Genomic DNA, 7777 nt, shown 5'->3' with positions numbered 1-7777 from the left:
AGGGAGAGGGGTTGGGGGTGAGGGCCCTGAGGGAGAGGGGTTGGGGGTGGTCGCGTGAGCGGCGCGGAGCGCTTGGGCTAGCTCCCTGAGGGAGAGGGGTTGGGGGTGAGGGTCTGGTTTGATTGAACCAGGCGGGCATCCTCTCATCTGCCGAAGCGCCGCTGCCGCGACTGATAGCTGAGCAGGGCTTGGTGAAAGGCGGCGCGGTCGAAATCCGGCCAGAGGATGGGGGTGAAGTACTGCTCGGTGTAGGCCATCTGCCAGAGCAGGAAGTTGCTGATGCGCATCTCGCCGCTGGTGCGGATCAACAGGTCGGGATCGGAGAGGCCGGTGGTGTAGAGAAATTGGGAAAAGAGGGCTTCGTCGATCTGATCCGGTTGCAAAAGTCCCTGTTGCACCAGGGTGGCAATCGAGCGGCAAGCCTGCAGGATCTCCTGTCTGCCGCCGTAGTTGAGGGCCACCGTCAGGCAAATGCCCTCGTTGTGCTGGGTGCGTTCCACCGCATGCAGGATCGTGTCCTGCAAAGACTGGGGCAGGGCCGACAACTGGCCGGCAAACTGGATGCGCACCCCCTGCTGCACCATTTCCGGCAGCTCCTGCCACAGCACCTGCTCAAACAAAGTCATGAGAAAATCGACTTCTTCGCGGGCGCGGCCCCAGTTCTCGGTGGAGAAGGCGTAGGCGGTGAGGGCGGGGATCCCCCAATCATCGCAACAGCGCAACAGCTCCTTCAGGGCCGCTACCCCGCGCTGATGCCCGACACTGCGGGGCAAACCCCGTTTTTGCGCCCACCGCCCGTTGCCATCCATGACCACTGCCACATGGCGGGGCAACAACTGCGGATCCAGGTCGGCAGGCAACTGCAGAAGATGGACAGGAGAAAGGGTCATGCGGCTCAGTCTTTGGGAAGGGTTTTCTCGGGTTTGCGAAAGCGTTTGGCCAGATCGAGCAGGGATCCCCACCAGCGCAGCAGTCCATTGCGCAACCACGGGTGGGCCCACAATCCCTGCAGCGGGGCATCTCGTTTTTTAGCATCGCGGGGATTGCGCAACCGCTGCACCAGCAGTTTGTGTAGCTCGGCACTGGTCAGGGGTCGCTCCAGGCGTCCGCCTTCTGCCAGCGAAATGGATCCCGTTTCTTCTGAGACCACAATACACAAGCAGTTGGCTTGTTCGGTGATCCCCATGGCGGCGCGGTGTCGTGTGCCCAGTTGTCGGGAGGCGGCCCGCTCCGAAACCGGCAGGATCACCCCCGCTGCGCGAATGCGATCCCGGTGGATGACAACGGCCCCATCATGGAGCAAAGTTGAAGTCTGGAAAATCGTCTGCAGGATCTCCCGCGACACCCGCGCCTGGAGAGAGACCCCTTTGTCGGTAAACACCCGCGAGTCAATGGGCTGATCTGGCTCGATTACAATCAGCGCCCCTGTCCGGTTTTGGGAAAGCTCTCGCACCGCCTGCACCAATTCTTCCACCAAATCCTCCTCAGGGTCGTCCTCGTCATTGCCTGCGTTGCCCGGCCACTCAACGCGGATGGCCCTCGCCAGTTGCTCCAGCAGCCGCCGAAACTCCGGCTGAAAGAGCACGCCCATGGCTACAGCTGCGGCCAGGAGCAGGCGATCCAAAATCAGGTGCACCAGCGGCAAGGAGGCTGTGGCCAGGTAGAGCACCAGGAGCACCATAAATCCCCGCACCAGCACCCCGGCCCGGCTCTCGCGGGTGTAGTAGAGGGCCAAAGCCAATAGCAAGACAGCCAGAGCCCAGTCCAAGAGGCTGAGAAAGGTAAATTGCTGTAGCCAAGCCCATAAGGCTGCCAGCATGCCAAAAAACCCCGTTCACGCTCCCCTCATTGCAGACCTTCTGCCTGTGCCGCTCTCAGAACCCTTGTTGACTGCGGCCCCCAGACCAGCCTACCACCCACCTCCTATCTGTTTTCCAGTCTCGCCCGCCCAAGACCGATGTGAGTTGCCCTTGCGGGACAAGCGGTACCCCCTTCCTCAACTGAGACGGCTGTGGTCAACCAACCTCCGCCTCACCGCCGCAGCCGCTCCGGTAAAACATCTTGACGAATTAGGTCGGCATAAGTTTCTCGCCGCAGGATCAGCTGGGCCTCTCCCTCATTGACCAGCACCGCGGCTGGTCGAGGAAAGCGATTGTAATTGGAAGCCATGCTGTAGTTATAGGCCCCCGTTGCCAAAACCACCAGCACTTCCCCTGCCATTGGGGCCGGCAGAAGCACATCCTTCAACAGCACATCTCCCGACTCGCAGTGTTTGCCGGCAATTGTGACCCGCTGCGTGGCCTCGGCCTCAGGGCGGTTGGCCAGAAGGGCGGTGTAGCGGGCTCCGTAGGTGATGGGGCGGGGGTTGTCGGACATGCCGCCGTCGATGGTGATGTAGAGACGTCCTTCGGGCAGGCCATCGCCCGGCGGGATCCGCTTTTGCCCCCCCAGGGTATAGGCGGTAACAGCAGCCGGCCCAATCACGGATCGTCCAGGCTCGCAGAGCACCTTGGGCAGCGAGATCCCGGCTTCTGCAAAAGCCTGTTGCACCGCTGTCGCCACTGTTTCCACCCACTCCGGAATGGAGGGGGGATCGTCGGATTCGACATAGCGGATCCCCAGGCCCCCACCCACATTCAGCTCTTGCAGAGGCAGCCCTCGCTCCAGCCCTTGCCGCCAGATCTGAGCCAGCACCCCTGCCAGATCCCGGTGTCCTTGCAGATCAAAAATCTGGGATCCGATGTGGGCGTGCAGCCCGACGCACTCCAACTGGGGATGGGCAGCTATCCGATCCATCGCTTCCGGCAGTTGCCATCGCCCGATGCCGAATTTGCTATCGGTTTGGCCGGTGCGGATGTACTCGTGGGTGTGGACATCGATACCGGGGTTAACCCGCAGCAACAGGCGGGCTGGTCGTTCAGAGGTGGCCAGGGCAGCCACCTGCTGCAGCTCGTAGAGGCTATCCACCACCAAAGTACAGCCCGTTTCCAGAGCCAGGTTCAGCTCCTCAACAGACTTGGCGTTGCCGTGCAGGTAGAGATCTTCGCCTTTGGCTCCTGCCTGCACAGCCGTGTACAGCTCCCCGCCGGAAGCCACATCCAGTCCCAGCCCCTCCTGCAGGGCCAAAGCACAAATGGCCAAGCAATTCCAGGCTTTCGTGGCGTACAAAACCCGGAATTCCCCCGCGTAGCAGCGGGCCCAGGTGTGGCGGTAGAGCCGGCACGCCTGCCGCAGAGTCCACTCGTCCAGGATGTAGAGAGGGGATCCAAACTGGCGCACCAGCTCCACCACGTCGCAGCCGCCAATTTCTAGGTGCCCCCGGCTGTTGATGCGGCTGGTCAGGGGGCGCAAAGACTGGTTGGGAGAAACTTGTTCGACGGGGGTGGGGGTGCCAAGGGTTGAAACCATAGTGACGAGCAAAAAGACTGTCCTACACCCTATCAAGTTTTCTCTCCAGTTTGGCCGAGGAAAGGCCCTCAAGCCCGCGCTTGCCAGGGGGATGGCTGCCTGCCCGGCCCCGCTAGGGCACGTTCCTCACAAGTGGATTCGATCTTGGCTGGCACTTTCTGCTACTATAGAAGGCCAGTGTCTGGGGGTCGATGCCCGAGGGGTTAAAGGGGGCGGACTGTAAATCCGCTGGCTTACGCCTACGTTGGTTCGAATCCAACTCGGCCCACCATCGGGTTTGCCCACGTGGCTCAGTGGTAGAGCACCCCCTTGGTAAGGGGGAGGTCACGAGTTCAATCCTCGTCGTGGGCTTACAGGATGTGGGTGGCCCCTGTTGGCTGGGGCAGAGTCTCGCCTGGCTTGCAGACCTCGCCGCTGAGAGAGAAGGCCCGTGTAGCCGTGATGCGCACCGGCACCAGGGATCCCTTCAGTTGTTCCGGATCCCCTGCGAAGAACACCAAGCGATTGCCGCGGGTGCGCCCCATGGCCTGGCGGGGGTTTTTCGGGTTGGGGCCTTCCACCAGCACCTCCTGCACTTGGCCCAGGAGTCGAGCGCTGCGGGCGGCAGCCACCTCGGCCACCAGTCGGTTCAGCCGTTGCAGGCGATCGCTTTTTTCCTCTTCCGGCACTTGGTCAGGCCACTCCGCCGCAGGGGTGCCGGGACGGGGGGAGTAGGCGGCGGTATTTAACAAGTCAAAGCCGATATCCCGCACCAGTTGCAGGGTTTCTTGGAACTGGGCTTCTGTTTCGCCCGGAAAGCCGACGATGGCATCGGCGCTGATGGCCGCTTCCGGCATGTATTGGCGGATGAGCTGGATGAGTTGGCGATAGCGATCCTGGGTGTAGCCGCGCCGCATCCGCTTGAGCACGGCGTTGCTGCCTGCCTGGAAGGGGATGTGGAAGTGCTCGCAGACTTTGGGCAGCTCGGCGCAGGTGGCGATCAGCTCCTCGGTGAAGTAGCGCGGGTGGCTGGTGGCAAAGCGGATCCGCTCGATCCCTTCCACCGAATGGACGAAGCGCAACAGGCTGGCCAGGTTGGTCTTGGGATCCAGATCCCGCCCGTAGGCGTCGATGTTCTGGCCCAGCAAGGTCACCTCGCGGTAGCCCGCCCGGGCCACGTCTTCGATCTCGGCGCGAATGGCCTGAGGTTGGCGCGACTGCTCTTGTCCCCGCACCAGCGGCACGATGCAATAGGTGCAGCGTTCGTTGCAGCCGTAGATGACGTTGATCCAAGCGGTTACCTGGCTGTCGCGGCGGGGCTTGGTGATGTCTTCTGGGATCTCGATGGGATCGGTGGCCACCACCTGGTTGCCGGCCTCCACCTGCGCCAGCAGATCCCCAAGGCGGTTCACGTACTGGGGGCCCATGACCAGATCCAACTCGGGGACGCGGCGCAACAACTTTTCTCCCTCTTGCTGGGCCACACAGCCGGCCACGATGAGCTTGATGGCCGGGTTTTTCCGTTTGCGCTGCGCCTGGATGCCCAGGTAGGAATACACCTTCTGCTCAGCATTGTCGCGGATGGTGCAGGTGTTGTAGAGAACCAAATCCGCCTGCGACTCATCTTCGGTGGCCACATACCCCAGCGACTCCAGGATCCCGGCCATGCGCTCGGTGTCGGCGCGGTTCATTTGGCAGCCGAAGGTGATGGTGTGGTAAGTGGGAGCAGCCATGGGAAGAACAGCACCAAAAGCCATCATTTTGAGCTTAGCGGATCCCTGACGGTTACGGAGTTTGCGACTGCATCGGCTAATCTGGAAAGGATCCTTACCCTGGCAAAGGTGCATGTTGCCAAAGCATCGTCCCAAGCAACTGTCGCTGGGCCCTCTGGAATCGGAAATCCTGGATATCCTTTGGGATTTGGGCAGTGCCAGCACCCGGCAAATCCACGAGCGCATCTTGGCCGATCCGGATCGAGAGCTGGCCTATGCGTCGGTAACCACCGTCTTGCAGCGCCTGAGCCAGAAGGGCTGGGTGAGCTGTGAGCGCCGCACCGATGCGCAGGGGCGAAACCTACCGATGCTGTGGCGGCCCCGTCTTTCTCGTCAGGAAGCGGCCAGCCTCAGGGCCTTCACCCACCTGCAACAATTTTTGGCCGTGGGGGATCCGGATACGGTGGCAGCCTTTGCCGACAGCCTGGATCAGGCCAGTGTGTCCCAGTTGCAGGCGATTGCCGAACGGCTGCGGGCAGCTCGTCAAGCTAGGAGGGAGACGCGATGAGCCACTTGGGCATGTTGGCACTGGGCTTAGGCCTCAGTTGGCTGTGGCGGGCGCAAGTGCGTCTGGATAAAGGTGGCGGGTGGGGCCGACGTTGGCAGCGAGCTTGGCTCCATTTCTTGCTGCCGCCGCTGCTTTTGCTGACAACTGCTTTGGCCTTGGCCTGGATGGGGCCATGGGGACAAATGGCCGGGGCGGGGGGCTGGTTCTGCTACGGCTGTGCCCTGCTGCTGCTGGCTGTGGCCGGCGGCGTGGCCTTGCGCTGGATGTGGGAATACTGGTGCTCCTATCGACGCGCCCACCTACAGGCTCTGGCCCAAGTGGATTTGCATGGCTCTCCAGCCTATGTGCTGGACTTGGAGATCCCTTTTGCCGCCCAAGTGGGGGTGTGGAATTCGCGGCTGGTGGTCAGCCGCGGCCTGCTGGAGCAATTGGATGAGGAGCACTTGCGGGCTGTGATCGCCCACGAAGAGGCCCACCGCCACTACCGCGACACCCTCTGGATGTTTGGGGTGGGCTGGCTGCGACGCCTCACCGGCTGGCTGCCCAACACCGAGATCCTCTGGCAGGAATTGCTCACCCTGCGGGAGCTGCGGGCGGATCGCTGGGCGGCCCAACGGGTGGATCCCTTGCTGTTGGGAGAAGCCTTGCTGCAGGTGGTGGGCTATGGGGTGGGGGATCAACTGGCATCAGCTTGGGTTGGCTTTGCAATGGCCGTGAGTTCAGACCCAGGACAACGGCTGCAAGAGCGCATCGATGCCCTGCTGCAGCAGGCAGAGTTAGAGCCTGTCGATCCCTTACCCAGTGCTCCAGTTCAGGGTTGGGCTTGGTTAGGGTTGGCCCTGTTGCCTTTGCTGGCGATTCCGTTCCATAGCTGATTGCGGTAGCGGGACGGAGTCCCAGAATCTGGCAGAATGCGCTACTCTAGGTCAGGCTTTCTGACTTCTACCGACTTACGGCAGTGCAGACCAACTTTTCCCTTTCTGAGGCGACTGGGTCGGCCTGTGATCCCCTGACGCGGGCGCAGATCCTCATTGAGGCTCTGCCCTACATCCAGCAGTACCAGGGCCGCGTCATTGTCATCAAATATGGCGGCGCCGCCATGGTGCATCAGGAACGGCGGGCCGAGGTGTTACGGGACATCGTCTTTCTGGCCTGCGTTGGCATCCGTCCGGTGCTGGTGCATGGAGGAGGCCCGGAGATTAACAGTTGGCTGCAAAAGCTGGACATTCCCTTCAAGTTTGTGGACGGCCTGCGGGTGACCGATGCCGCCACCATGGAGGTGGTGGAGATGGTGCTGGTGGGCAAGGTCAACAAGCAGATTGTACAGCTCATCAGCTTAGCGGGCGGCTCGGCGGTGGGGCTGTGCGGTCGGGATGGCAATTTGATCAAGGCGCGCTCCCAGGGCCGGGCGGAAATCGGCTTTGTGGGAGAAGTCAGCACCATCAACCCCCAGTTGGTGCAAACTCTGTTGGAGGGCGGCCAGATCCCGGTGATCTCCAGCGTGGCCGCCGACGAGACGGGCCAAGCCTACAACATCAATGCCGATACGGTAGCCGGGGAGCTGGCGGCCTCTCTAGGGGCAGAAAAGCTGATCCTTCTCACCGACACCCCCGGCATTCTCAGGGATCCCCAAGATTCTGGATCCCTGATTACGCTTCTGGATATCGAGATGGCCCGCCAGTTAATCCAGAGCGGCGTGGTCAGAGGCGGCATGATCCCCAAGGTGCAGTGCTGCATTCGCGCCTTGGCTCAAGGGGTGCGGGCCGCCCACATCCTAGACGGGGGATCCCCGCATTCCCTGCTCTTGGAACTGCTAACCGATGCCGGCGTGGGCACTAAGCTTGTCCCTTCCCAATTTTCCGCCCAGTTGGAGGGACTGAACAGCGGGCCTGCTAGGCTTCCTTAACGTTTTTGGGTGTCAGTCAGTGAGCCTTGCCACCTCTCCCCCCGCTGCCGATTTAAGTAGGGATCCCCAACCCCGGCGAGAAAGTGACTGGCGACTGCTGCGGCTGCTCTGGCCCTATGCCCGGCGGCACCTGAAGCTGTTGTTGGCCGCCTTGGCCTTTTTGCCGCCCCTGGCCCTAGCCGATGCGGTGCAGCCCTTGATCCT

8 protein-coding genes and 2 tRNA genes are annotated in these 7777 nt (G+C 62.0%); 6 read left to right on the top strand and 4 right to left on the bottom strand.

Features of this window, described 5'->3' with window-relative positions:
* Positions 1 to 143: 143 nt before the first annotated feature.
* The 3 genes from NW844_RS08245 to lysA all read right to left on the bottom strand — a co-directional run bounded on the left by NW844_RS08245 (position 144) and on the right by lysA (position 3408).
* Positions 144 to 890 carry an isoprenyl transferase gene (locus tag NW844_RS08245; protein ID WP_414334908.1) on the bottom strand — a complete coding sequence of 249 codons (747 nt, stop codon included), beginning with the start codon at positions 888 to 890 and terminating at the stop codon, positions 144 to 146.
* 5 nt (positions 891 to 895) lie between these two features.
* A complete protein-coding gene (gene cdaA, locus NW844_RS08240) occupies positions 896 to 1819 on the bottom strand; it encodes a diadenylate cyclase CdaA (protein WP_414334907.1) in 924 nt (307 codons plus the stop codon).
* 212 nt (positions 1820 to 2031) lie between these two features.
* A complete protein-coding gene (gene lysA / locus NW844_RS08235) occupies positions 2032 to 3408 on the bottom strand; it encodes a diaminopimelate decarboxylase (RefSeq protein ID WP_414334906.1) in 1377 nt (458 codons plus the stop codon).
* Between the two features lie 185 nt (positions 3409 to 3593).
* On the opposite strand from lysA, the gene NW844_RS08230 reads away from it, so the two are divergent.
* Both NW844_RS08230 and NW844_RS08225 read left to right on the top strand, forming a co-directional pair.
* A tRNA-Tyr gene (locus NW844_RS08230) sits at positions 3594 to 3679 on the top strand.
* Between the two features lie 8 nt (positions 3680 to 3687).
* Positions 3688 to 3759 (top strand) — tRNA-Thr (locus NW844_RS08225).
* On the opposite strand, the gene miaB is transcribed toward NW844_RS08225, so the two are convergent.
* Positions 3759 to 5120, bottom strand: coding sequence for a tRNA (N6-isopentenyl adenosine(37)-C2)-methylthiotransferase MiaB (miaB, locus tag NW844_RS08220; RefSeq protein WP_414334905.1), 1362 nt, complete (start codon positions 5118 to 5120; stop codon positions 3759 to 3761). The genes NW844_RS08225 and miaB overlap by 1 nt on opposite strands.
* A 112-nt stretch (positions 5121 to 5232) precedes the next feature.
* Here miaB and NW844_RS08215 point away from each other — a divergent pair, with 112 nt between their 5' ends.
* From NW844_RS08215 to NW844_RS08200, 4 genes are all read left to right on the top strand, one after another.
* Positions 5233 to 5667, top strand: a complete 435-nt coding sequence (locus NW844_RS08215) for a BlaI/MecI/CopY family transcriptional regulator (RefSeq protein WP_414334904.1) — start codon at positions 5233 to 5235, stop codon at positions 5665 to 5667.
* On the top strand, positions 5664 to 6542 hold the full coding sequence (locus NW844_RS08210; protein ID WP_414334903.1) for a M56 family metallopeptidase: 879 nt from the start codon (positions 5664 to 5666) through the stop codon (positions 6540 to 6542). The genes NW844_RS08215 and NW844_RS08210 overlap by 4 nt, the downstream gene beginning before the upstream one ends.
* Positions 6543 to 6625: 83 nt before the next feature.
* Positions 6626 to 7573, top strand: coding sequence for an acetylglutamate kinase (gene argB / locus NW844_RS08205; RefSeq protein WP_414334902.1), 948 nt, complete (start codon positions 6626 to 6628; stop codon positions 7571 to 7573).
* A 19-nt stretch (positions 7574 to 7592) separates the two neighbouring features.
* Positions 7593 to 7777, top strand: a 185-nt coding sequence (locus NW844_RS08200) for a hypothetical protein (RefSeq protein ID WP_414334901.1), incomplete at its 3' end; no start/stop codon positions are given.

The sequence above is a fragment of the Synechococcus sp. H55.2 genome, assembly GCF_047462495.1.
Lineage (GTDB): Bacteria > Cyanobacteriota > Cyanobacteriia > Thermostichales > Thermostichaceae > Thermostichus.
The sequence above is the reverse complement of the archived record's forward strand: the minus strand, read 5'-3'. Positions and strand labels throughout refer to the sequence as shown.

What these genes read in the sequence shown, in the direction of transcription:
- NW844_RS08245 (WP_414334908.1), bottom strand. Translation starts at nt 890, where the DNA reads ATGACCCTTTCTCCTGTCCATCTTCTGCAGTTGCCTGCCGACCTGGAT.
- cdaA (WP_414334907.1), bottom strand. Translation starts at nt 1,819, where the DNA reads ATGCTGGCAGCCTTATGGGCTTGGCTACAGCAATTTACCTTTCTCAGC.
- lysA (WP_414334906.1), bottom strand. Translation starts at nt 3,408, where the DNA reads ATGGTTTCAACCCTTGGCACCCCCACCCCCGTCGAACAAGTTTCTCCC.
- miaB (WP_414334905.1), bottom strand. Translation starts at nt 5,120, where the DNA reads ATGGCTGCTCCCACTTACCACACCATCACCTTCGGCTGCCAAATGAAC.
- NW844_RS08215 (WP_414334904.1), top strand. Translation starts at nt 5,233, where the DNA reads ATGTTGCCAAAGCATCGTCCCAAGCAACTGTCGCTGGGCCCTCTGGAA.
- NW844_RS08210 (WP_414334903.1), top strand. Translation starts at nt 5,664, where the DNA reads ATGAGCCACTTGGGCATGTTGGCACTGGGCTTAGGCCTCAGTTGGCTG.